Origin of the sequence: Paenibacillus sp. FSL R5-0914, from assembly GCF_038004525.1 — a bacterium.
Lineage (GTDB): Bacteria > Bacillota > Bacilli > Paenibacillales > Paenibacillaceae > Paenibacillus_AQ.
On record NZ_JBBORH010000001.1, the window covers coordinates 490033 to 514189 of the forward strand.

The 24157-nt window shown below is 43.9% G+C and carries 18 protein-coding genes; 4 read left to right on the forward strand and 14 right to left on the reverse strand.

The features are described 5' to 3' along the window. Nucleotides 1-10: 10 nt before the first annotated feature. From MKX60_RS02075 to MKX60_RS02085, 3 genes are all read right to left on the reverse strand, one after another. Complete coding sequence (locus tag MKX60_RS02075) at nt 11-1249, reverse strand: L-lactate MFS transporter (RefSeq protein ID WP_445670755.1); 1239 nt, start codon at nt 1247-1249, stop codon at nt 11-13. A 138-nt stretch (nt 1250-1387) separates the two neighbouring features. Continuing rightward, nucleotides 1388-2116 carry a LytR/AlgR family response regulator transcription factor gene (locus tag MKX60_RS02080; RefSeq protein WP_042184277.1) on the reverse strand — a complete coding sequence of 243 codons (729 nt, stop codon included), beginning with the start codon at nt 2114-2116 and terminating at the stop codon, nt 1388-1390. Further along, nucleotides 2113-3717, reverse strand: coding sequence for a sensor histidine kinase (locus tag MKX60_RS02085; protein WP_341060259.1), 1605 nt, complete (start codon nt 3715-3717; stop codon nt 2113-2115). Before MKX60_RS02085 ends, MKX60_RS02080 begins: the two co-directional genes overlap by 4 nt. Before the next feature lie 262 nt (nt 3718-3979). Here MKX60_RS02085 and MKX60_RS02090 point away from each other — a divergent pair, with 262 nt between their 5' ends. Beyond that, nucleotides 3980-4495 carry a nucleotidyltransferase family protein gene (locus MKX60_RS02090; RefSeq protein WP_149646368.1) on the forward strand — a complete coding sequence of 172 codons (516 nt, stop codon included), beginning with the start codon at nt 3980-3982 and terminating at the stop codon, nt 4493-4495. Between the two features lie 51 nt (nt 4496-4546). Here MKX60_RS02090 and MKX60_RS02095 read toward each other — a convergent pair whose 3' ends face one another. Then, a complete protein-coding gene (locus tag MKX60_RS02095; RefSeq protein WP_341058987.1) occupies nt 4547-6064 on the reverse strand; it encodes a methyl-accepting chemotaxis protein in 1518 nt (505 codons plus the stop codon). Between the two features lie 244 nt (nt 6065-6308). Between MKX60_RS02095 and MKX60_RS02100 the strand changes: the two genes are divergently transcribed. Next, on the forward strand, nt 6309-7403 hold the full coding sequence (locus MKX60_RS02100; protein WP_076299893.1) for a GGDEF domain-containing protein: 1095 nt from the start codon (nt 6309-6311) through the stop codon (nt 7401-7403). 171 nt (nt 7404-7574) lie between these two features. Here MKX60_RS02100 and MKX60_RS02105 read toward each other — a convergent pair whose 3' ends face one another. Next, nucleotides 7575-10697, reverse strand: coding sequence for an EAL domain-containing protein (locus MKX60_RS02105; protein WP_341058988.1), 3123 nt, complete (start codon nt 10695-10697; stop codon nt 7575-7577). Nucleotides 10698-10988: 291 nt separating this feature from the next. Here MKX60_RS02105 and MKX60_RS02110 point away from each other — a divergent pair, with 291 nt between their 5' ends. Next, complete coding sequence (locus MKX60_RS02110; RefSeq protein WP_167348483.1) at nt 10989-11132, forward strand: hypothetical protein; 144 nt, start codon at nt 10989-10991, stop codon at nt 11130-11132. A 171-nt stretch (nt 11133-11303) separates the two neighbouring features. After that, nucleotides 11304-13631 carry a septation ring formation regulator EzrA gene (locus tag MKX60_RS02115; RefSeq protein WP_341058989.1) on the forward strand — a complete coding sequence of 776 codons (2328 nt, stop codon included), beginning with the start codon at nt 11304-11306 and terminating at the stop codon, nt 13629-13631. Between the two features lie 100 nt (nt 13632-13731). Here MKX60_RS02115 and MKX60_RS02120 read toward each other — a convergent pair whose 3' ends face one another. The 9 genes from MKX60_RS02120 to MKX60_RS02160 all read right to left on the reverse strand — a co-directional run bounded on the left by MKX60_RS02120 (nt 13732) and on the right by MKX60_RS02160 (nt 24129). Beyond that, nucleotides 13732-15333 (reverse strand): ATP-binding protein, encoded by a 1602-nt coding sequence (locus tag MKX60_RS02120; protein ID WP_341058990.1) that lies wholly within the window; start codon nt 15331-15333, stop codon nt 13732-13734. 180 nt (nt 15334-15513) lie between these two features. After that, entirely contained in the window at nt 15514-16302 is a 789-nt protein-coding gene (locus tag MKX60_RS02125) for a formate/nitrite transporter family protein (protein ID WP_341058991.1), read from the reverse strand. A 360-nt stretch (nt 16303-16662) separates the two neighbouring features. Then, on the reverse strand, nt 16663-17763 hold the full coding sequence (locus MKX60_RS02130) for a toxic anion resistance protein (RefSeq protein ID WP_341058992.1): 1101 nt from the start codon (nt 17761-17763) through the stop codon (nt 16663-16665). Nucleotides 17764-17774: 11 nt separating this feature from the next. Then, nucleotides 17775-18479 (reverse strand): hypothetical protein, encoded by a 705-nt coding sequence (locus MKX60_RS02135; protein WP_076285216.1) that lies wholly within the window; start codon nt 18477-18479, stop codon nt 17775-17777. A gap of 34 nt (nt 18480-18513) precedes the next feature. Beyond that, nucleotides 18514-19569 (reverse strand): ATP-grasp domain-containing protein, encoded by a 1056-nt coding sequence (locus MKX60_RS02140; protein WP_341058993.1) that lies wholly within the window; start codon nt 19567-19569, stop codon nt 18514-18516. Further along, nucleotides 19566-20399, reverse strand: a complete 834-nt coding sequence (locus MKX60_RS02145; protein ID WP_076299898.1) for an HAD family hydrolase — start codon at nt 20397-20399, stop codon at nt 19566-19568. The genes MKX60_RS02140 and MKX60_RS02145 overlap by 4 nt, the downstream gene beginning before the upstream one ends. Next, nucleotides 20396-21547 carry a cysteine protease StiP family protein gene (locus MKX60_RS02150; RefSeq protein ID WP_341058995.1) on the reverse strand — a complete coding sequence of 384 codons (1152 nt, stop codon included), beginning with the start codon at nt 21545-21547 and terminating at the stop codon, nt 20396-20398. The genes MKX60_RS02145 and MKX60_RS02150 overlap by 4 nt, the downstream gene beginning before the upstream one ends. Further along, nucleotides 21531-22973 (reverse strand): phosphoribosyltransferase family protein, encoded by a 1443-nt coding sequence (locus MKX60_RS02155; RefSeq protein ID WP_445670736.1) that lies wholly within the window; start codon nt 22971-22973, stop codon nt 21531-21533. The genes MKX60_RS02150 and MKX60_RS02155 overlap by 17 nt, the downstream gene beginning before the upstream one ends. Then, nucleotides 22918-24129, reverse strand: coding sequence for an HpcH/HpaI aldolase/citrate lyase family protein (locus tag MKX60_RS02160; RefSeq protein WP_231573371.1), 1212 nt, complete (start codon nt 24127-24129; stop codon nt 22918-22920). The genes MKX60_RS02155 and MKX60_RS02160 overlap by 56 nt, the downstream gene beginning before the upstream one ends. Nucleotides 24130-24157 lie beyond the last annotated feature (28 nt).

The following is a 24157-nucleotide window of genomic DNA, read 5'->3' on the forward strand; positions in this document are numbered from 1 at the left end:
CTTTTTACCTTTAAGCCGTCCGTTCTGTAGCTTTGAGCCGAAGCGCTTTCTTCTCTTTTGCTTTCTCCACCGGCGGTTTTAGCGAAATCGCGATGATGCAGGCCAGAAGACACAAGAGACCAAAGATCACGAAAGTAGGTTTAAACCCGCCCAGGAAGACGGCGATGAACGAACCTGAAAGGGCTCCAATACCGAAACCTTGATATACGATTCCATAGTTCTTACTGTGATTCTTAAGACCAAAGAAGTCACTGACAATTGCCGGGAACACTGTAATGTTACCCCCGAAGCAGAATGCAATGGCAGCTACACAAGTGAAGAACAGTCCGAAATTCAGCGTCGCATAGCTAAGGGTCAACATAGCGGCTGCCGTTACTGCAAGCGAAGCGCCAACCAGCTTCAAACGGCTCATTTTGTCAGACAAGGCACCCAAGATCAAACGTCCTGCTGTATTAAAAATTGCGATCATCGCTACGGCATTAGCTGCCGTCTGTACATCAAGTCCAGCCAGCTGCACACCGATGTCTTTTACAATACCGATCAAATACAAACCACACATACAAGCGGTAAAGAAAATAATGAATAACAGATAAGCTTCTTTCGTGCGTAGCATTTCTTTTACCGTGTAGTCTTTTGGTTTAGCGATAGTCGATGTTGATGTTGCACCCAGTGATGCCGCTTGTACTGGAGCTTCTCTGACGAGTAAGGAACCGATTACAATCATCACCATAACAATCATGCCCCAATACATAAACGTATTAGACACACCCACCGAGTCTATCAAACTACCATTGATATATTTAAAAATCAAACTCCCCGTTCCGTAAGCACCCACGGACACACCGGAGATTAAGCCTTTATTATTCGGAAACCATTTAATTAAGTTAGATAATGAAGTGATATAAGCTGTTCCGTCTGCAAAACCAACGATTACACCAGCCAATATATAGAACATTAGAAGCGAATTCGCCTGAGAGCTAAGAATCAATCCTAGACCAAGCACAATCCCTGCGGCGGCAGTTAACCGGCGAAGACCAAAACGATCCTGCAATTTCCCTGCGAACAAAGTCGCAAAAGCGAGTGCAAAGCTCGTGATCGAAAACGTAATCGAAACAGAATTAAGCTCCCATCCGAATTTTGTTACCAGATGTGCATTGAACAAGCTCCATGTATAAATGGTACCTAGACCCATCTGCATAATTACTGTTCCTAATACGATAAGCCACCGTTTGGCGTTTTTGTTGTCCATCGTCGAAGTCATGGTCTATTCCTTCTTTCCCTCTCGTGATCTGCTACAAGAGCTTCTATTGCCTCTTTATTGTAGCTAAACCAGCGGATGTTGAGAGAAATCTGGCATGAGATGACGAAAATGAAGAATGAACTGCATTTATAGGCGCATGATCTGCCTGAATTCCTTTACCTTGCTTCGACTTACCGGCACCTCAAACTCCAAATCATGCAGGCGCAACAAGTATGTATTGTTGAACCAAGGGATGATTTCCTTGATTTTGGACAGGTTAACGATATAGGAACGATGGCAGCGAAAAAAACGATCCTCCGGCAGTCGATTATAAAAATCGCTGATGCTGAGCGCCATACTATACTCCTCACCTTTAGTTATTACGCTCGTACTTTTCTCTTGTGCGGAGGCGTAATAAATATCATCAGCATTCACTACGATAATCTTTTCATTTTTCCACAGATTCACTTTATCACTAACTGGATTACGCTCCTCTTCCCCCTGTCTTCCGCGAGCAGCGAACGCCCCCTCTAGCTTGTGCAGCATAGCCTTAATGCGAACCTCGCTGTAGGGTTTAAGAATATAGTCAAACGCTTCAATCTCAAATGCCTCGGCGGCATGCTCCTTATACGCAGTAATAAACACTATATAAGGTTTTACCGAGAATCTGCTAATATTCTGAGCCAGCAATACTCCGTCAATCGAGGGAATGTTAATGTCCAGAAAAATCACATCTACCGTCTCAACCTGTAAAAATTTGAGTGCATCCAGCCCATCTTCAAATTGTGCGGCAATGTCGATCCCACTGTGAGTTTCTATTAAATAAGCCAGTTCCTGTCTTGCTAGCTCTTCATCCTCCACAATAATTGCTCTCATAGACCCTCCTTTTTGACATCAAAATAAATGTTCGTCCCTTTATCGAGCCTCTGAATCGTAAGACCAGTTCCATAGATGAGCTTGACCCGTTGATGTACATTAAACAGTCCGATCTTATTCTCCGGCATATCGCCAGCATAGACCTTCTCTATGGTTTCTTCGCTGATGCCAGCTCCGGTATCCCGAATGCCAACTCGCACATTATCGCCCTGATCTTTTACAGAAATCGTTACGGTTCCCGTCCCTCGTACCTTCAGTATGCCATGTATGATCGCATTCTCTACAAGCGGCTGAATGATTAGACTCGGAATCCGAACCTGAACCTCATCAATATCATAGAGGACATTAAGCCGGCTTCCGAAGCGCGCTTTTTCAATCTCTACGTACTGTTGAACCTGTTGCAGCTCGCGCTTAATATCAATGAATTCATCCGTTAGCTCCAGATTGTATCTCATATAACCGGACAGATTCACGATCAGCTCGCGCGCCTTATCCGGGTTAATCCGAATCGAGGACGCAATCGCGTTCAGCGCATTGAACAGAAAGTGTGGGTTAATGCTTGTCTGCAGCGCCTTTAGCTCCGCTTTGTTCGCCATTTCTTTAATGCCCTCAACCCGCGATACTTCCATTAGCGTAGAGATCATTTGCGACAAACCTACAGCCATAGCTTGTAGAGAATAAGTGATCTTGTGGGCTCTGGTGTAATAGATTTTGAGCGCTCCCGTCACTTCGCCTTTTTCCTTCAATGGAATAATAATCAGCGATTTAATCTCCGGATTCACATAATCACTATCGTCGTTACGGATCGTAATTTCACCACTGGACAACGTCACCTTAGTTTCTTCACTTATAATTTCATTGGTCGTAGTATAGTCCTCTTCCCCAACACCAACGTAAGCGAGAATGAGTCTTGTATCCGAAATAGCTACAGCGTCTGCACCGATATCTTCTTTGATAATTTGGCAGATGGTACGAAGCGACTCGGGATTAATATTGCGAAAATAAGGCAAGGTCTTATTGGCAATATCCAGCGCCAGCTTGGACTGCTTCGCCGCAATCCGTTCCTTTTCACCTTCCACACTCTGCACTAGCATGATAATCAGACCGACACTAATCTGGCTCATAATCATCGGAAAAGCAATTTTGGACACGATATCCACACCCAGCGACGACGGTTCGGCCATCACTAGAATGAGCAGCATCGTCAGGGCTTCACAGGCCATCCCGGCCAAAATACCGGCCATCCAGCGACGTTCACCAGAAGTGCGGCGGTATATTACCCCTGACACAATCCCTGCGGTAATACTCGTAATCAGACAAGGAAGAGAGGTTACCCCTCCGATATCAATTAAAAAACGGTGAACCCCTGAGATGATGCCTGTTATGAGTCCTACCCATGGCCCGAACAAAATCCCACCAGACACGATGGCGATAATTCGCACATTCACAAGCGAGCCTTCCACATTAATGCCACTATAGGTACCGAAGATGGCGAATAAACTGAAGATCGTCGTCGCTATGGCAAGCTCCTGCGGAGCGTAGGTTCCTTTTTGAAAAATCTCTTTAAACCGCGGCAGACGAGTCAGCACGAACAGACACATCAGCAGTAGTGCAGCTCTTTCGAATAATTGCAGTAATATCGTAAACGTATATTGCACGGTCTCCGCCTCCAAAGGACTAGATGTCGACTTATTATAAAGATAGTTCATGCCTCTGTCCATTCAGCCTATCCTTTAATACCTCTATTGAAACTCTTGTTGTATGATATGAACAGAATAAAAGCATACATATACGGAGGTGGGCGGTTTGCAAAAATTAGAACACGAGGCAGATATCATACAGCTTGTACAAAATGATCCCTGGATGATGGATATATTAGAAAATGCTAGATCGCTGCAGTTACCTGACTGGTGGGTTTGCGCTGGCTTTGTGCGTGCAAAAATTTGGGATACCCTTCATGGCTTCGAAGAACGGACACCTTTGCCAGATGTTGATGTTATTTATTATGACGACAGCAATCTTCAAGAGGAAGTGGAGAAGGATTGGGAGGCGAAGCTAAGAGATTTAAACCCCAATGTTCCCTGGTCTGTTAAAAATGAAGCAAGAATGCATACCGTCAATCAACTTCCACCTTATACATCAGCTGTTGATGCGATATCCAAGTTTCCGGAAACCGCCACAGCGCTTGGGCTCTCCCTAGATCCATCAGGTAAAATCATCCTAGTCGCTCCACACGGAATTTCCGATGTTATTCATGTAGTATTACGACCTACCCCACATTTTACTGAAAACCCGAGCTTACTCCCTATTTATGAACAACGCGTTATTAAAAAGAACTGGCAGGCGACGTGGAAACAGTTGCAGATCAGCACTACCTAAAATAACAAAAAGCAAGCCCCCAATATAGCAGGGCTTGCTTTTCTGGTTTTATTACACCGCCAAATCGATACCTACTACACCAACGACATCTCCCTGACGATTCTTAATCGCTCTGGATAATGTAATACAAGAACGCTTCGTAATCGCTGATACATAAGACTTCGAGACATATTGACCTTCATTTATGGCCCCATTCCACCAATCACGTCGCTTGGCATTCAAGAGGCCAGCCGCTGGCTCGGAATAGATAAAGGTCCCATCCGTCCGATTGGACCAAATGGCTTGTACATCCGGAATTTTTTTAATGTAAGAGGTCAAAACACCTTGATGAACTTCAGTATCTGGGTCGTACAGTTCTTCCTTAGCTGAAATTGTCTCCAAGAGACTCTGCATTTCTTGAAGCCGGGCAGCATATTGGCTCATCTCGATTTCTTCTCGGGCTGCTATGCTGGTAACCGATTGCTGCAACGATTGCGACTCCGCTAACAGATTAGCGCTGACTTCGTTCAGCTGCCCGATCTGGCTCCGCTGCCGTGTCACCTGTTCCAGCGTAAGATCGACATTGGCAATCGTCTCATTCACGATAGCCACTGCCCCACTCAGCTCCGTCGTCACTTCAACAATCAGCTTGCTCTGCTTCGCGGCAGCATCGATGGTTTCTGTTACGGCGCTGCCTACCTCATCGACTCTCGACGCGATATCATCGAGTCGAAGCTTCACAGTGCCGACCTCGTTCACCCCACGTTCCACTGAAGCTTGCTCTTTCGTCACGGATTCCAGCACCTGCTGTACTCCGTTATTTATGTCGAGCAAGATGCCAGAGGAACGGTCTACCGAGCTCTTGCTTTGATCAGCCAGCTGCCGAATCCGGCTGGCCACCACCGCAAATCCGCGGCCCTGTTCCCCGGCCCGGGCCGCTTCTATAGAAGCATTAAGCGCTAGCAGTGAGGTCTCATCCACAATTCCGTTAATAAGCGTATTGATCTCTTCTACCATCGCAATATGATTACTCAAGATAGTAAACTTAGCTAACATGTCCCCGCTCTGCATCTGTAAATCTTTCATCACAGCATCTGCGATACTCAAGGAATCAACCATGGTTGTCATTCCTTGACGAGCATATTTCATATTTGACCCCAGTCTCTCCGTCAACTCTTCGATATGTGCTGTAACGGATGCTACTCCGCCCATTGTCTGATAAGCACCTTCAATATTAGCTTTAGCTTCGTTACTGCGAATCCGCAAATCCATCTCGTATTCATGTGAATAATCTGCTGTCTGCTGCAGCTCTTCTGTATGACGACTGATTTCTTCGAGTGCACCATGCAGTCGGTCCGAAGTAACTACAATCTCATTGCCAAGCAGCTCCACTTTACTATTAGCTTCCTTCAGCAGCACTTTTTTACGATAACCGTAGCGGGACACATTTAGCAGGACCCAGCCTAGAGAAGCCATAAGCAGGATGATTACCAGCTTATGAATCCAGAACATGTCTATCAACAAACTGTAAACACTGACAAGGAGCAACAGGACGACTACAAAAATCTGGCTAGGGCGAATCTGCATCATTATTCCCACTCCACTCGATTGATGTTATGTATTCTAACATTATATCAGCAGAGTTAATTAAAGGAAATACTTTCTATACTATTCCTTTTCGATCAGTCTTTTCACACGCAAATCCATATCCCTGGAGGACCTAGACCAACGTTACCGTAATATACGAATATATTTGGAGATAATTGGTCGAGAGGGAATCCGTAATTATTGTCGAATATATAAGCAAATTGCCACTGGAAAAGAGGAACACATTATGCATACTACATCTCAAACTCCTCGTCAGACCCATTGGAATCGCGTGCTGCTTAATGCATTCTGGATCATCCTGATTGTGGATTTAAGTATTCATATGTTTGTTTCTCAATGCCTATGGGGCCAACATTCGGATACCCTAACCATGGGAGAGTTTATTACTCAGTCGCTGATTCCTGATTCCATCATATTGACTTTGATCATTATTCTGGAATTTATCTATAGATGGAAACCCTTATGGTCCGAGCTAGCTATTACAGTAGCGAGCCATTTATTTGCGCTTCTGATTATCATCAATCTCAATGATGAACTGTATGTAATGTCATTAATTATGCTGCTGCCGCTGCTTGTATCCATGATCTATATGAAGTCTAGTTATATGATAGCCTCTTCTGCTGTTTGTCTACTGTACACGATCATTTTATTCATCAAGGCATCTAATCACGGATACGTCCCCATCACCCAAACTATCATTATTGTTCTTATTTTTGCTGCTACTGCTTTAGCAGGCTTTGCAGTCATCGGTCGTGGGCGTGATTTGATGAGATCACTGGAGAACTCCGTAAAGTCAGAACAGGAATTACGCATTCAGAATATAATCATGGATCGGCTATCCAAGATCGATCCTCTGACGGACCTTTATAATCATAAGACGTTTCATGAATACTTAGGATGGCTGATCGATCATCAGCAGAGTAATCCATTTCCCATGCAGCTAGCCGTTATGGACATCGACAACTTCAAAAAAGTAAATGATTCCTATGGGCATTCCGTTGGAGATATCGTATTACAAAAGGTTGCAGCGATCCTCCTCGAGCATGTCGGTCCTGATGATTTCGCGGCTCGCTTTGGCGGGGAAGAATTTGTCGTCATTCTGACTTCTAAAACCCTTGATCATTCTCATGAGATTATGAAGCATATTCTAACGTCCATCTCCGATACCCCCTTTGCGGAAATGAACGATAAAAACGTAACCGTCAGTATCGGTATGCACGATTTTATAGGAACAGATTCCAAAAACTCTACATTTCAGAAAGCAGACGATGCACTTTACGAGGCTAAGAACACCGGGAAGAACAAAATCGTAATCAGCTAAAGACCGAACACAAGCAAAAAAGCCTTCGACGTCCCTAATGGACGGTAGGCGTTTATGCGAGAAATATAAGGATAATATATAGCGTGAGACTTATAAATTCTTATATTTGAACAAATAAGCCCACGGATCTTTTCACGGGCTTGTTTGTGTTCATCTGTTTGAATCTGACTGCTAAATCCCATAGCGCCTCTGTGTTTCCAAAAGCTCTTCGACTGCCTGCTTTGGCACAGGTCTGCTAATCAGGTAGCCTTGAACCTTGTCGCAGCCTAATTGCTTGAGCAAATCCATTTGAATAACCTCTTCTACACCCTCTGCTACAACTTTTAGTCCCATATTATGCCCCAACTGTATAATGGACTGCACAAAAGACTGGCTGTTAGCTTTTTCTGAGAGTGAATCAATAAAGGTTTTATCCATCTTGAGCGTTGAAATCGGTAATTGCTGCAAATAGCTAAGTGATGAGTAGCCCGTTCCGAAATCATCCAAGGCGATACTAATGCCCTTAGATTTAAGAAACTGCAGCTTACCCAGAATACTCTCAAATGATTTCATAAAAATAGACTCCGTAATTTCCAGCTCAAGACAGCTTGGATTTAGGCCACTTACTGCCAGACTATCCTGTACCATCTCGATAAAATCGTTCTGGAATAGCTGAATAATCGAAATATTGACTGATATTTTATAAGGAACACCTGTACTATCTTGAATACCTTTCATAAAGATGCAAGATTCGCGAAGCACCCATTCACCAATATCGATGATCAGTCTGGAATCCTCAGCAATTTTTATAAACGAAAGTGGAGATACAGAACCAAGCGATGGGCTGTTCCAACGAATTAAAGCTTCAAAGCCTGAGATGAATCCGGATTCGATATCCATCTGGGGCTGATAGTTCAGTTCAAATTCATTATTGTTCATTGCATTGCGCAAATGTTTCTCTATATTCATTCGTTCATTAAACGCTGTATGCATCGATTTGTCATAGACTACATAAGTTCCCTTGCCATCCTCTTTAGCACGGTACATCGCCACATCCGCATTACTCAAAATTTGCTCGGCCGTCTCCCCATCCTCTGGATAAAAGGAAATTCCGATGCTTAGCGAGACATACAGATTACTCTCTCCTATTAAAAAGGACTGCCTAAACGCTCTCATTATACGCTCTGCCAGATTCAACACAGCCTCACGATCCTCAGTATCCTTAATAAAAATGACAAATTCATCTCCACCTAGCCGTGAGAGCATATCTCCTTCCCGCATCAGTGACTGCAATCTCTCACTTGCCTTCCGGATGAGTACATCCCCGGATTTATGACCTAAGGTATCGTTGATGTATTTGAAATTATCTGAATCTAGAAACAGTAGTGCAAATTTCCCTCCCGGATGCTTTAGATACTTCTCCATGGTCTCCAGCAGACATAAACGGTTAGGTAAATTACTGAGCGCATCCACATAAGCCAGACGATGCATATGTTTCTGATTGTCTAGAAGCATATTATATTGTACTAGAAGCTCCTGTTGAGTAGTCGCGAGCTGCTCATAGGTCGCCCCAAGTTCTTGGTAGCTGTTGCTCAGATTAAGCTCCGCTTGCTTCCGCTCGCTGATATCAATCAAGGAGCCCATGAATAACAGAACTTCATCCTTTGGATTAACGGTAGCCTTACCCCTAACTTCAAACCACACGATTTGATTGTCTTTGGTAATCATGCGGAACTCCGTTTCGAAAATAGGTGTAACACCCTCCAGGTGATCATGTTTAAGCTTACGGGTTGAAGCTAGGTCATCGGGATGAACAATACTAAAAGCTCCCTCTTCAAACGAGTTGATTTCATCCTTCGTGTAACCTATGAGGTCATACCATCGGTCTGATAAATGAAATCGTCTCGCCTCCAAATCAAACTCCCACATATATGCACCAGAACCTTCTGTGGTGAGCCGGAAACGTCGTTCACTGATTTGAAGCCTATTAAATTGTTCCTGTAGATCGACCTCTGTCGCTGAGAGCTCTTCATATGTAGCTTCCAATTCCTTATAACTTAGCTGTAGCCTCAGCTCATTTTGTTTACGATTATCGATATCCACACCTACAAGTACAAAGATATCGGCTGCTTGCTTATCAAGTCCTTTTAATAAGGCTGTCCGGAATGAGAAATATCGCGCTTCAGATGACTGGTCTGGGAGCTTAATTTCTACGTTGTTAACATATTCATTCCGTATTGCCCGCATCAAAAGATCACGGATTGCAGCCGTACTACCTTTTAGACCATTGATATCCTCAATATTTACTCCCAGCACCTCTTTTTCGCTTAAACCCGTCATCCGCTCAGCAAACTTGTTAAACCGCACTACCTTTTTATCTGCCTGCACCGCCCAAACTACCATACCACTATGCTCTATAACATCCTCAAAAAATTGATGCTCTGAATAAACAGCACGCCGTAAACGATTAATATTCATTTTAAGCAGGACTCCACCCAGAATAAGAAGACAGAATAGAAGGATTGCTCCGTAAACCCATCTTTTGTGGATCATGCCTTTATAATAATCAGAATGAACGAAGAAATAGTTCTGGTACAATTCTTCAAAAGCACCCGAATGCTGTAATTCCTCCAATCTCTCGTTAACATAAGAAACTAACTCCGGTGTAGACTTATTGATTGCAAAAGCCACATCCCTGGGATAAAGATCATTCATTTTCTTAATAATACTGTCCGTCTTCCCCTGTTCAACGAGCAGATAATCGACCACCTCCTGATTCTCAAATAGAAGGTCAATCTCCCCTTTTTCTAAAGCCTCCAAGGCTTCAGGTATCGTTGCATATTCTACGTAATCATTAATTCCCAGTTTTCCGTTCAGTACTGTTTCAGAATACTGCCCGTTTCCTAGACCTATCTTATAACCTCCAAGCTTATTTAAATCGATCTCACCCTTAAGCCCTCGCCTTGCGTAGATTGAAATATAGCTTTTGAAAACAGGTTCCGAAAATAACAACTCTTGTTTTCGGCCTTCCGTTACTGCCATTAGACCCGCTGTTTCGATATCTCCCTGAACGAGCCGATTATATACATCAGGCCACTTCCCTGTACTGTAGTGGACATCGTAATCCTGCTTCTCAAAGATCATATTACTCAATTCAATATCAAAACCGGTCATGTACCCATCTTTTATATATTTATAAGGTGGATATTCCAGCTCTACTTGATATTCGATCTCCTTTCTTTCGGCGTGAATGGCAGTAGGAGGTAAGAGCATAGATAGAATGCTAATCAGAAGCAACAGTCTGTACTGCTTCATCGCTCATTCCCCCTTTTTACTGAATTTACAGTAATATCCTAAATGTTATTCGACAAAATATGGCAATACCCCTGCTTTTTCTTTCCTCGTCACATAATATACGCAAATCCCAGCAATGAACCCTTCCCTTTGTAAATTATATAAAATTACGGATGCTACATTTTTATATTGCTTTTTAGATGGAAAATGTGGATAATAGCAATAATGATACAAGTTGATAATGATTATCATTATTAAATAAGTTATTGATTTCACTTTACTATATTTAAGTTAAAAGGAGACTGATCACCCATGAACGTTACCTCTACCCGAACAACACTACAGGTTGACGATTATCTGGATCTGCTCAATCTTGCCGTTAAAGTTGGAGATTTAAAATGGCAAAAAGAAATTAAATCCAGATTGCAATACATTCTTTGTCTGCCGACAAGATAATCTTTCTGAATATTCGCCGCATTCCTTTAGGGAATGCGGCTTTTTTTGCTTGTATGATTGGCAGCCATGTAAGAATAGGAGTATCCCCGCGTCACGTGAAGGTTAATGATATAGTATAATTATCAGCATAATATATTGAATACAAAGTCCTTCAGATTGGAGCGTGTCAGCTTGAAAAAGTATTTAGCTTTATTCTTATTGATCAGCGTGTTATGGATACCCGTTGCATACGCCGCCGAAATCCCTGCTCAACAGGGATTAGTAACCGATAAAGCTGGAATGTTTAGTTCCGCAGAAGCGACGTCCATTTCTGCTGCTGCCACTGGAGATCTCGTTACTATGCATGTACTCACCGTAGATTCCTTAAACGGCACTCCGGCCGATAGATACGCCGAGGATACTTACGCCTCATGGGGACTGTCCACTCGCGATATTCTCTTGCTGATCTCTGCTGGCGATCAGTCCATTGAACTTAATTTTAACAATCCTGGCTTTCAAACCTCGTTAAATGCCTGGTCCCAAAATCAGGGAGGAAAATCAGGAAGTGCTGCCATTACAGCGCTGCTTGATACTTATTTCATCCCTTATGCCAGAGAAGGAGACTTCGCTGGAGGGACAAAGGCTTTAATTAAAGCGGTTCATTCCATCGGGGAGAGTACCGGAAATGCTGGAGGAAGTGCAGGAAGCGGTAGCGCAGTTGGCAGTACGAATAGCGGTTTAGGGAACGGAACCTCCGGTAAACCAGGGAACTCGGTCAGTACAGGAAGCCGCTCCAGTAGCTCCATGTTTACGATTGCCGCCATTCTAATCGGAATCGTACTAATACTACTTGTGCTATTTTTAGTGATCACAGGTCTACGTCGACGCAAACAGCTAAACGTACAACAAGAGCAGTTATCCGATTTGCTAGTACGGGCGAATCGAGCATTGGAGTCATTAAAGCCATTTCAAGGGATCGTTCAGGGAAAAACCGAGGTACTGGTAGAAGGCATTTCAAAACGACTCTCTGCAAAGCTCGTTGAAATCTCTTCACTGCAAAATGATGGGCAAGGTGTACAGCCACCCTTTTATCGTTTGACTGCCCTTAAGGCAGCCGTGGAACAATTACAGCAGACAGAGGACTCCTTCCGCGCAGCGCTTGAGGAGGAAGAGAAGAACATTGCTGTCATCAGTGAAGCTGATCGCAATGTTAAACAGCGAATTACAGAGCTGAAAGAGGATGCACCAGAGCTTGAAGAGCAGCTACAAGGTGCGGTTAAAGAAACCGGCTATGCACTTCAAGAAATTGTAGAAGAGCTCAAGGAGCTTGCCGAGGAGACCTCTAAGGCAGATCAATTGGAGCTTTTTGACCCTATCGCCGCACAAGAAATTACCGAGGATGCACAAGATCGCCAAGAAAAGATTGAACAAGACCTGAAGGATGTCGATCTCTACGATGATAAGCTAAACCAGTTCCCTACGGTATTAGCTGCAGCCCGTACCAAAATCACAAACATCATCGAGCAGAATTCACTCCACAACATGAAGGTAAAACCATTTGACCGTCTGGAGCAGGCCCGCGCAGAATCGCTGACTCTTGAAGCGCCGCTGCGTGTTGGAGATATGGATGAGGTGCGCAAGATTGGCGCCACTCTTGACCTTCTCCTGGATGAGGCTGTTGCTATGACAGAACAACAAGCACTCCTTCGGCAGAACAACCGCAGAGATTTAGAGACATTCCGTACCGAATGGAGCCAATTAAAACAGCGGCGAGACGGACTGCAAAGCCGGATTACCGAAGCACGTATGTATTTTGAAGAACAACATGTGTCAACTGTGGAGAACATCCTTACAGAGTGGAGCACACGCCTTCGGGAAGGTGCTAGTGAAGTGGCGCAGATTGAGAATTGGACCAGTGATGAGCGCGGCGAATATGATAAGGCCCACAATGCGCTAGAACAGTTGCTGTCCCTCCTAGATGAAGCTGCAAGACAGTTCGATGGTGTCTCAGAAAGTCTAAATGCACTTCATGAAAGACTGGATAAGGTCACTCGCCTCTTTTCCGAAGGGCAAAGCCGGGTGGAAACGACCCAGCGAATGCTGCTTAGCAGAGGATTATCTTCTAGAATTCACTTCGAGCTATCCTTACTGCCGGAATACAGTGCACTGGATCACCGCCTGGCATCCCGGCCTTATAATCTTGAGGAACTGGAGTCCCTTGGCCGTTCTTATGATTCACAGATCACTTCCTTTGTGAATGAAGCGAACCGACTCGTTCGTCAGAAGGAAGAAGAAGAACGATTAGCTCAATTAGCTATGATGAGAGAACAGCAACGTCGCGCGCAGGCTCGCAAGCGAATGTCCTCTGGCCCACCTTCATCAGGTGGATTCGGTGGAGGACGCTCCTCCGGTGGCTCCTCCTGGGGTGGCGGCGGCAGCGGTGGCAGATCCTCCGGCGGATCTTCTTGGGGCGGCGGAGGGAAGTCCGGCCGAAATTCATCAGGCGGATCCAAGTGGTAGACTATCTCCAAACAAAAGACTCTTCCAGCCTGCTTGGGCGGAAGAGTCTTTTATTATGAATTACTGCTTGCATGACGAAGAAATAACCAAGACAAGCCCTTTATTTTATTGGCAGATAAATCGTAACGGCCGTACCTACGCCCACTTCACTCGCTATGGCCACTCGCCCTCTATGTGCAGATACTATCTTTTTAACAATCATGATTCCCAGTCCATTACCATCACCTCTGGTCGTATGAAAAGGCTGGCCTAATTTCTCCAGTACTTCCTGGTTCATACCCTCTCCGTTGTCTGTGAAGGTAATCTTCTGGAAGCCATTCTCCACATCTAGGGCAACTGTAATGCTTCCGCCAAAGGGTAAGGCTTCCATTGAGTTTCTTAGGATGTTTAGGAAGACCTGCTTGATATGATTGCGATCACACAAGATATTCGCATCAAAATGGAATTGCGTGTTCAATGATATATTATTCATCTCCACTTGAATCGCAAAGATGCTGAGCACTTCCTGCAGAATCGTGCTACATTGTTCTACCCTATAATGCGCGGCCTGCGGTTTACCTAATATGAGGAACTCACTCACAATGAGGTTCATTCTTTCTACTTCTGACATAATAAGATCATAATGTAGCAGTTGCGAATCTTTATTGGCCAGTTGAAGCATTCCTTTGACTGTAGTTAGCGGATTGCGAATCTCATGTGCGATACTCATGGCTAGTTGTCCAGCAACCACTAGCTTCTCTGTATTGCGCAGCACTTCTTCCGTTTTTTTCATCTCTGTGATATTACGAAGACTCCCAATCACACGAGCTAAACATGCATTCGAATCATAAACCGGAAGCACATCCAGCATATAATGTTCAAACAAACCGTTGCTCTCTTGAATCACTTCCAGCCCAGCACATGCCTCTTGCTGAAGAATGACATGCTGAAAATAAGAGCCCACATTTCGAATTTCGAAGACACTGGCACCGATAACAGATTCTTGATGTTCACCATCCAAATGAAGCATGTTTAAGCAGTTCTCATTTATATTGACGATCGTTCCGAGTTCATCCGTTATAATAACACCCAAATAATTGGTATCCAATAGGATTCGATTTAAAAGCTGAAGCTCAGCATTCCCTCTACGCAGCAAAATCTCGCGTTCGATGGAGTCAGCCATGGTACAGAGTAAAGGCAATAAGTGGGGATGCGCCACATCTATATCCGCCATAAATGATATCGTCCCCAATATTTCTCGTCCATCCTCTTTATAAAAAGGAGCCGTACAGCATACTAAACGATGAAGAATTTGATGATAATGGTCTTGTCCCTTCAACTGAAAAGGCCGCTGGTGTTCGAGACACAACGCAATTGAATTTGTACCCACTTCTTTATTTAGTTGTACACCTTCTTTGATGCCAACCTGCCCAACGAGATCAATAATTGTCGGATCCCCTTTGAACGCCAATAGATAACCTGCATCATCCGATATCGTAACAAGGATCGGATTACCTTTTACTGAAGAAAGGAACTTAGTCACAAAAAAATCAATAACCTCAATCACTTCACTATATACACGGAGTTGTGACCCCAGTTCATCTGCAGCATAACATTTTGGAAAAATAGGAGGCTGCTCAGGGTCTATTCCTTGATCCATGCAATGCTGATTGGAAGCCTTAATGATAGTCTCATCCGTCAGTACCCCTGTTGTCTTTTCCAAAGCCTTACCCCATTCTGTATGAATCTTCAATTTTGTAATACTAATATGTATTCTACTTCTTTCCCCCTAATCCTTTTGAACCCTAAAAAATCAAAATATCCCAATGCGAATAAATTTCTTGCAGCACAAAAAAACTCCGCTCTTTTAAAGAGCGAAGTTGCGGATGCACATTATTTCTTCTTAATCCTTCGTGTCGTCAAGAAAAGGTTTGTTCACATAATAATACATAACCCCCATCAGAACTCCACCGCCAATTAGATTTCCGATTGTAACGGGCACAAGATTATGTACCACACCGCCCCACGAAACCGTTCCGGGATGGTCAAGGACTAATGCAATTGCAAAGGTGCACATATTGGCAATACTATGCTCATAACCGGAGATGAAAAAACAGAATACGAATAAGACCATTGCGAACATTTTGGCCCCATCGCCCTTTATATTCATCGGGATGAAAAAAGCCATACAAACGAGCCAGTTACAGAGGATAGCACGGAAAAAAAGCTGACCTGCCGGAGCCTCCATTTTATGCTCAACCACATATAGTAAAAAACCATTTACATCAGAACTGTAAAACAGGCCTGTTAAAAAAATCAACAGTGCAAATGCAGCAGCACCAAGAATGTTACCTATATAACTCATGACCCACATACGTACAACCTCGGTCCATTTCATTTTGCGCCTCAAAGCCGTGTACGTGTAGTAGAAAGTATCTCCGGTAAATAAGTCCCCTCCCCCGTATGAGATTAGGATGATCGCTGCTCCAAAAGTAATCGCAGCCATTGGATACGCAAATGGTGAATGCTCCATATAGAAGTAGTTGCCTGTCTTGAATGCTACAATTACGCCGAACCCGATAAACATACTGGCCAGCATGGCTCTGGCAATATAGCGCAATATACTTTGCCGATAGATCTTTTGTTTCTTAAGTGCTAATTTTTCAACCTGTAGCAGCGCCTCGTTCTCCATGTGACCTCCTTAGGAATTTGGGTTTTCCAGCTAGTTATGGGCTAATCGTGCAATCTTGCGTTATTATACCCAATAACCAGCTGGAAATTACTTGAACCAAATCATGGTAAAAATCCTAAGTGTCCTCATTCATTTTTGCAATCGCTTCTGCTCTTTCACTACTGGCTACGATGATAAGCACGAGTATCAAGCACCCTAAGATCATATGCCTATCCTCACTTCCTCCACATGTAGTCTTGTGACAACTTATGTGTGAAGAGAGGGCTTTATGATTGAGTATTGGCGTTTAAAAAAGCCTGTTGAATGAATTCAACAGGCTTCTCAATCTATTCTCTGTATTTTTATTATTGTCAAAATAATTTAGTTCAAGAAACTGCTCAGTTGACTCTCAGCCTCTCCTTGCTTCAGTGCCTGAGGCTTGTCCGCCTCATTTAATCCTAAACGATTGCCTAGTTGAGTATTGATTACCGTCATTTTAGACGTATAATCCTGGCAGCTCTCAATAATGCGACGGTTGGACTGTTCTGAAGTGTCTAATGCGCTAAGCAGATCACCGATCGCTTGATTCACAGCTTCCATAGACATAGAAGGCTTAGACAGCAACTCGGTTGTTTTCTCTGTAGTGGTACGCAGCAGACGTGCATTTTCTTTAAATTGATCTTCAATCGTCTTATTCGTCGCTTCTACAGCATTGATGACGTTCTCCTGATCCGCTAAAGACATCGCAATCATTGCCGACACCGTGATCAGATTAGAGGTCTTATCAATAGCGTTATTCACGGAATCAATCAGCTTGTCATTATTGTCATTAATAATATCTGTAGCAGCAATCGCTTGATTGTACAGCAGAATCATTTCTGTCATCGACTGAATTCGAACCATCACTTTACGCAAACCGCGCTCCAGATAAGCTTTACGGTACTCATTCTCAGGCTTCGCGATCTCTACCTCGAACAACTCTTTCAACTTAGTGCCGAAAGCAATTTTGGTCTGTAGGTTATAGATCTCTTCCATGGAAGTACGTTTCAGCTGACGCATATTCACAATGCTCTCTTCGAGGGTGTCTCTACCATCGCGAAGCCCTGTAACAATGGCATCAATGTTCGTGCGGACCGACTGATATTTGTACACATAGTTCTTCATCGGACTCTTGCGTAGCATCTTGCCAAAGAAGCTCACATTCTTACTTTGCTGCAGATTCTCACACTCATTCCGCAGCTTCATAATCATGTTAGGCACTTCAACGCGTTTACCAGACATCAGGTCATTCACTGGGCGATCCAGCAGCTTCAAGGTTTGTCCTGCTTTTTCCTGCGTCTTAACCCCAAGCTTACCGATATCATCCATCAAGGAATCCAGTGTAACAGTATCCGTTTGGGATACCTTCTCAATTAATTGTGCCGCTTCCTCGACTACCTTTTGTTCATCTTCTTTTTTTAATTGGATCAACTGCGTGGACATGGGATTCCCTCCTATAATTCGGAACTGCTGTACCGCTGATGAATCAGTTCCGCCTTCGTCTGAAGTTCCATCAGGTCTTTATGTTCGATCGTGGACGCAATATCCGATATTTTGGAATCGACATCTCTTAGACCGTTCAGCAGCATTCTCCGATTCTTCGTCTTTGCTTCACCGCCTAGGCGTAAGAACGGGTTGATTACACCATTCAAATCCTTCAGAATCAATCTGCGGACCGTATGATTAATCTCGCCGTTATTCAGCTCCTGCAGCAGTGGAATTACACGTTGAAGCCTCGCGAAGAGCGCCAATGATTTCTCGACAATTTCATTGTCCAGCGTATCCTTCTGCCCTTCTGAGATAATCATATCTTCCAGAATGCTAAGATACTCCACAACCGGAGCGAACTCCGGTCCAATCTTCACCGCGCTCTCAGTTCTACCGTCATAGCTGTGATTACCTGATGTAGTATCATTTGTCGTGTTGCTTAATTGAGGAGCACTCGCAGCGGGTGTCGGAGCAATAGGTGTCGTCACAGGGCCTGCTGGCAACACCTCCGCTGGGAGATTGGTTTTTGGACTTCTCGTTACCAGAGCACCTATCCCCGCACCCGCTAAAGGCAACAGCAGAGAGATGAATTCGGGAAGAAAAGAACTCGTTAATACAGCAACAACGTAGCCGATACCGGCGTAAAGCAATACTTTCGATTTAAACTGAATTGTTCTCACCTCTTGTGAGCGACTTTATGAACGCTCAATTCACGGCATCCGGAATGACAGATTGGCCGTTTATTTTCATAATCATCGGTTGCTCCAGATGGCTAGCCAATACATCACCTTCAAAATTCATAGGCTGAACCTCGCCACCGAGTGCGCCTTTGACGGCTAAATAAGGAAAGTTAATCCCTGACAGACATGACATATGCAGTCCACCGGACATTCGTGGGTTAATTTCCAACAGCTTTGGAGTATCTCCATTGTATTTCATTTGAATATTGAAATTGAAGGGGATCTTGTAAACTTCTGCAACTCTAGCTGCAATCTCCTCCAGTTCAGGAATATGCTCCATCAATCGCAGGCGACCGCCTACTTTTCGACGTGGCACAGCTACTAACAGCTTACCGTTCTCATCTGCCAGACAATCTATACTATACTCGTAACCCTCCAGTAATTCCATCACCATCAAATCAGGGAAGGTCTCTTTGCTTGCAAGAATACGATAGGCATCATCAAACGTAATCAATGGAGTTACATACCCAAAAAGCTCTTGAAGAGGATCGCGGGTATTGTCGATAATACGGAAGCCTAACCCGCCTTCTGTTTCAGTAGGCTTAAAGCAAACACGATGTCCCTTGGCAACAAGGTCCTCGTAAGCGTCTTTAAACTGCTCCGCTGTACTAACTACATGATAATCCGGGATACTCATAATGCCCTGCTCACTAACATTCTCGTAAAATTTACCTTTGTCCATAATGGACTCCAGCAAATCAAGATCTCTACAAACCAGAACCTTTGTACCAATCGCATCAAACATTGCCGCATGGAGAGCAATATCAAGCATATGCAACCGTGGAATAAAAACATCGATCTCATTACGCCGACAGAAATCAACGCAAAACTGAACATATTCTATTCCCTTCAGCGCCGGCTCGGTTTCAGCAAAGTCAGCACCTTGTAGCGACATATGGCGGATATCCGGGTGTGTCGCAAAGATTTGAACCGGTATACCATCCTCGTTATTGCGGAGGAGATTCATATAATGGTAAGCCACGGAAAACCAACGATTGAAATAAATATTTACCTTTTTCATAGTGGCCCCACTCCCAATGCAGTTAGATTATTATAGATCATATTTACATACTGCAAAATCTCATCTCCAGCAAATACACCTGATTCTTTCGTGAATGGATATCTTGATTTTACAAGACCACTCTGTTGCTCTGCAAATATTTCACCATGGCAAGGGGCAATAGCATAGTCGGCACTCTCAAGCAGACTCTTATCTAGCAGTGAGTCCCCGGAGGCCACCATAGGTTCAGAGCGAACGGTGCGCCGCAAATGGAGTATAGCGTCGCTTTTGTTCACGGCAGCCGGCACAGCGTACAACTTGCGGCCTTGTAAAGAAACTCTCCAGCCGAGATTATAGAGCCGATCTGATAGATTAGTGATTTCATCTAAAGGCAACTGATCCCGATAAACCATGAAGGAATAGAATAGATCATCACAATAATTCTCACTAATGATCCAATCCTCACACACGACCGCCTTGATATATGATCTAACCTCTTCAGCCCCAGCAGAGTGACGAGCTACCAATCTACCGATTGATTCTCTCCATTCCTTATCGACAACTCCACCGATTAGGATATTCCCCCCATTGCTCGTAACCGCATAGTCAGGTATGACCGTTTCTTGAAACAGATTAATACGCTTATATTGTTGTATCGTACGCGTAGTAACCGGGATGAAAATAATCCGCGTGTTCAGATCCATCAGCTGATTTAATGCTTGCTGCGAAATGTAGGATCTCGTCTTTCCCTCTATAATTTCCGCCGGAATTAGACCTGGGGTATTCTCCGGCACACCTATTGCACCTAAAGAATAGATCAAGGTACGATCTAGATCACTAGCATATATCATTCTGTCTCCCCCTTCAGCGGTTTAATTATTCCGCAGCAGGAGTACGTCATCCCAGGAAAGATCTCAACAGGAACGCCCCGGTCCTTCGCTAAGAGAAGAATATGCTTTAGATTCGGATTATCCATAGTATCGACAAGAATTTTCCAAGGTACTCTGCGCAGTAATACGCGGGTTGTTTCGCCGACTCCCGGCTTTATCAGATTAATGTTATCTATACCGAAAGTCTCCTGAATACTCTGAATATCACGAAGACCCTGCCAAGTGATTTCTGGCGGATGCTCCAACATCTGTCCAGCAATATTCTTCGCTTCTGCTACTACGGATGGAAAATACGGGAAAATCGTATCAATAAATACATTGGACTCGTCCGCATCCAGCCACTCCTTATAAAACTTTGAACCATGAAATTCCTCAGGACCAATGAGATCAGCGTGTAACACCGTTCGGCTCATCAGCCCTGAAACGGTAGAGTTTAAGCAGGCGCTAGGAATGAGATAGTCTTCTCTAGTCCCAAACATGCCTGCGCAGTTTCCCGGGTCAGCCAATACGGCAAGATCATCATTTAAGCGAATACCATACTTCTCATAGAGGGTGTTGCAAGAATCAATCAGCACCCCACGGATAGCCCCTTTTCCTGTCCACCCATCCACAAACTGCAAATCAGCATCAAGTCCATGCTTCTGCAGAATGTAGAGTATCGCATTCTCATCTATACCTTTTCCTCGAATGATAGAAATACTATAATGCGGCAAGTCTACCTTGTATCTCTCAGCTATATAACGCTTAATCAGTATACCAATGGGTGTTCCCGCTCTAGCTAAAGAGACAAGCACCGTACTTAGTCCTCTTCTTGAGACAATCATCTCAGAAACAATGGCAACAGCTAAAGCAACCTTCTTAGCTGATTGCTGCAGCGTCTCATGAAACAAGTCGATATACTGCTCAGTAGGCTGATATTCAACGGGCAACATCTCAGAATAATGGACACCCGATTGGATAGCTTCCTCCCTTTCCTCTGTCGCAAGCTCCAGCGAAACGTCACTAAGATCCTTGAGCAGAAATGTAACATCTGACGGTGGATAGCTACCTAGCGGAACCGGTTCTGCTATTTTTTTGTCCATGACTTTATGATTACTTGTTCCCTTCATACTGGAGGCCTCCACTTCTTCCTTCAGGAGTCAGTACAATAAGATGCACTTTATGGCGGGCAAGTGTCTTCAGTATATCAAGCATAGGTTTCATTCGTTCATGCGGTACATCACGCTCAATCAGCACGAATATATCATCATACTGATCAGAATCCACATTGTAAATAAAGTTTGTAATTTCCGGATCGCTAGCTGAAGGATATGCGGCAGCACTATGCACTCCGTAATCTGGTCGACGTTCAGGGTGGATTGGACTGCGAGTAGAGGACTGATACGAAATGACTTCCCCCATCTCAGCCGCTATCCGCATAGGAAGGTACATAAATTCCCCTACACCCATCACTAGAGTCTTAGAATCTCCCTCTCGTAGTTCTCTTAGCTGTGCAGCTATCCGGGTTACTCCTACATCAAGATCAACATTATTCAGCGACTCCAGTCCGAAACGTCCGCTGTACTTCAAATAAGGAGACGAGTTGGTGTCACCATATGAATCTACGGATGTTGCCTGCAGACGTTCTAAACCGTCCACTACATAAGTGGTCACTACTTCGGATTCCACTGAAGACGATAACAAATCTTTGTCATTCCTAGCATTTAGCAAAGGCGTGCCTTTTACTTCAATACTTCCTTGAAGCAAACATAAGGACTTAATCCGAATCCCCAGTTCCTGTTCTAATTCGCTATAGGTATGAAGATTATTACCGCTCCTCCAATCCAAAATAGAAACGACTACGTATTCCTCCCGAGGGAATTTAGACTGAATATCACGGATCGTATTAATTGCTGTATTCCCTGTTGTAATCTCATCATCCACCAAAATAATCGGCTCAGTCCCTGATAATAGCTTAGTATTCAAGGCGTAACATAGATGGTCAACCGCATGTGAATGCTCTTCTTCAAAGCTAACAATGGACTCCAAATCGATGATATGTTCACGGGTAGTATGAATATATGATGCTGCATCGGCAAACATGTTGTACACACTGTGACCCAGCGCAGTTGCAGTCTCAGCAAAACCAATAAAGACAACAGGCCTAGGAAGAACTAATCTTGCCGCTAATAAATGCTCATAGGCTTCCTTGGCAGACTCAGGGTGCATCAGTCCGTGTACAGCTTTATCTAATAAATCTTCCATCCTATCATTATCCGCAGAATTACCGTTCATCTCCTGATATAACAGCAGCGCTAATGCAGCACCACTTAGCAGAGAGGTGTACGGATTAACAGGGATATGTTTACCAAGTACCTTGCTGACGAACAAAAAGGAGCGTTTCTTATTAATCCGGGCTGCCATGGAGAATAAAGTATCCACAGGCAAATGAAAGGGATTAGATGTTTCGGTAACCGTAACCTGCAGGTTCTCGACTATGTTATACGTGTGTAAATTCGTTTTCGGGTAATAATCCGACAAAATGCTGTTGTTCATGTAACACCCCGTATATTTGTGATCGTAGTAAAATCCGTTTTGCCCAGTTCAAATGCGGCTTAATCTCGTTCATCTTATTAGAATATTGACTCTTGAAGACTCCTAGGCTACCATCGTTACTCTCTACGATACTGCAGGCGTCAACATATTCCTCGTGCATTACCGTGTACATGGCCTGAACAGGTCTGAGGTGTGAGGGATGTATAATCGTCTTGCCCAAGATCCCATTTTCTTTATCTAAAATCACTTCACGAATAAGCCCATCCATGCTGCTAGAAATGTAACTATTTCGCATGTCGCGGCCGTTTTTACCATAGGTGTCCTCAAACGGAGTCTGCCGTAACTGTGGTCTGAGCACCCGATGCCCTTTATTCGCGAAATATTCCCAGACTGGTCCGGAAATTACATACCCTTCTTCCACTCTGCCAAAAATATTAATAATATCCGATATGCAGTCTCGAATAGGGGTAAGATCATAAATACTAATATCAGGACTACGGCGCAGTCCGAATAAACTTGAGAAGTCTGTTGCTCCAATTCTAACGTTCAACACATATTCGCGGTAGTTGCCTAGCAAATTACGAATAGATAAAAGACTATCTACCCGGCTCTCCCGGTAAATAATAGGCGCACTTTCCAGAATTGGCATGCCATAAAGCACTGGGTCTGAGTAACTACGAGTTCTATTGTAATCGGCTATTGCCTCGAAATATTGGATTCCGTTGTCGACCGAAAACTTAGGGAAAACAAACCCTGTTAACATCGTAACCAAAGACCCTAACCGAAAAATTAGCTGCCGTAGCTGCTCCGGGTTACGAACTCGGATAAAGAGAAGCGGAAGACTATCACTCCCGCTTGGCTCGTTCTCCTCATATGCGGCGAGAAAAATAAGATGCTGAATGAGAGACTCCTCTGCATGGTCAACCTCGTTATCTCCGATCGCATCCTCCAGATCAATAATAACGGTTACAAGTCCTGCACTTTTAAGCTTCAAAATGTCTTCGGGAACACTAGCACGAGTTGCTGGCATATAAAGGGCAGCTCCAACAGCATGAGCCAGCAAATCTTTACTCGTAGTATTATGGTTAAATGAAATCGGCGGATTATAAAATAAGGCTATTTCTTGTTCTTTCGTCAGGTAATCGAAGTATCTCAAGATGGTTCCCCCTTATAGTTTTGCGAAG

What these genes read in the sequence shown, in the direction of transcription:
- MKX60_RS02080 (WP_042184277.1), bottom strand. Translation starts at nt 2,116, where the DNA reads ATGAGAGCAATTATTGTGGAGGATGAAGAGCTAGCAAGACAGGAACTG.
- MKX60_RS02140 (WP_341058993.1), bottom strand. Translation starts at nt 19,569, where the DNA reads ATGAAAAAGGTAAATATTTATTTCAATCGTTGGTTTTCCGTGGCTTAC.
- MKX60_RS02095 (WP_341058987.1), bottom strand. Translation starts at nt 6,064, where the DNA reads ATGATGCAGATTCGCCCTAGCCAGATTTTTGTAGTCGTCCTGTTGCTC.
- MKX60_RS02100 (WP_076299893.1), top strand. Translation starts at nt 6,309, where the DNA reads ATGCATACTACATCTCAAACTCCTCGTCAGACCCATTGGAATCGCGTG.
- MKX60_RS02110 (WP_167348483.1), top strand. Translation starts at nt 10,989, where the DNA reads ATGAACGTTACCTCTACCCGAACAACACTACAGGTTGACGATTATCTG.
- MKX60_RS02145 (WP_076299898.1), bottom strand. Translation starts at nt 20,399, where the DNA reads ATGATATATGCTAGTGATCTAGATCGTACCTTGATCTATTCTTTAGGT.
- MKX60_RS02150 (WP_341058995.1), bottom strand. Translation starts at nt 21,547, where the DNA reads ATGAAGGGAACAAGTAATCATAAAGTCATGGACAAAAAAATAGCAGAA.
- MKX60_RS02130 (WP_341058992.1), bottom strand. Translation starts at nt 17,763, where the DNA reads ATGTCCACGCAGTTGATCCAATTAAAAAAAGAAGATGAACAAAAGGTA.
- MKX60_RS02105 (WP_341058988.1), bottom strand. Translation starts at nt 10,697, where the DNA reads ATGAAGCAGTACAGACTGTTGCTTCTGATTAGCATTCTATCTATGCTC.
- MKX60_RS02085 (WP_341060259.1), bottom strand. Translation starts at nt 3,717, where the DNA reads ATGTGTCTGTTCGTGCTGACTCGTCTGCCGCGGTTTAAAGAGATTTTT.
- MKX60_RS02075 (WP_445670755.1), bottom strand. Translation starts at nt 1,249, where the DNA reads ATGGACAACAAAAACGCCAAACGGTGGCTTATCGTATTAGGAACAGTA.
- MKX60_RS02090 (WP_149646368.1), top strand. Translation starts at nt 3,980, where the DNA reads ATGATGGATATATTAGAAAATGCTAGATCGCTGCAGTTACCTGACTGG.
- MKX60_RS02155 (WP_445670736.1), bottom strand. Translation starts at nt 22,973, where the DNA reads ATGAACAACAGCATTTTGTCGGATTATTACCCGAAAACGAATTTACAC.
- MKX60_RS02125 (WP_341058991.1), bottom strand. Translation starts at nt 16,302, where the DNA reads ATGGAGAACGAGGCGCTGCTACAGGTTGAAAAATTAGCACTTAAGAAA.